This window comes from Oleiphilus sp. HI0079 (genome assembly GCF_001635105.1).
The window spans coordinates 1-693 of record NZ_LWFT01000905.1 but is presented as its reverse complement, the minus strand read 5'-3'; the positions used below and the strand labels follow the sequence as shown (position 1 = coordinate 693).

Here is a 693-nt window from a genome sequence, read left to right as displayed (position 1 = left end):
CGTGCGCATCCTCACCCTGAATTAACCAGAGCCCCTCTTTGAATTCGATCTGGGCCACTTTGGTTTGAAAGCGTATGTGTTGCAATAAACCATAATGCTCAGCAAAGCTTTTTATATACTCGAAAATTTGCTTGTTCGAAGGGTAATCTGGGTAATCCTCAGGCATCGGAAAACCTAAATGGCCAGACATTGTCTTGGAAGAGATAAAGTGCGCTGAAGCATACATCGGCGAACCTTCGTTCTCTAAATCCCAGATGCCGCCAACATTTTTGTGCTTCTCATAAACCACGAAGGGAATATTTAACGCTGCAAGTGCTCGCGCAGTAGCAAGTCCCGCTGGACCCGCGCCAATAATGGCGACTTTGTCGTTTGAGCCTAACTTGGTCGTCGCATTCATTGTTTATCACCTATTGCTTGTAGATTACGTCTTGCAGTCGGTAGTGACCGTCCAAAGCCGAGTCTAGAAATTATCTGATCATTGATCATGTTTTGAAATATGATCAATGATCAGATATTATTTGTCAATACACAGACGAGTGACACACCTAACCCCAAGGCAATTACGTGACGGCAAACAATACGGAAGCATCAAGACGCACCCCAACACAAAAGCGCAGTAAAGAGCGATATGAGCTTGTGGTGAACACCGCCAAACAACTTATTGGTGAAAGGGGAAATGACTCAGTGAGCATG

Annotated in this window: 1 protein-coding gene; it reads right to left on the bottom strand. The window is 44.9% G+C overall.

Annotated elements, in window-relative coordinates:
- Positions 1-397, bottom strand: a 397-nt coding sequence (locus tag A3750_RS16700; protein WP_197475098.1) for an NAD(P)-binding domain-containing protein, incomplete at its 3' end; no start/stop codon positions are given.
- Positions 398-693 lie beyond the last annotated feature (296 nt).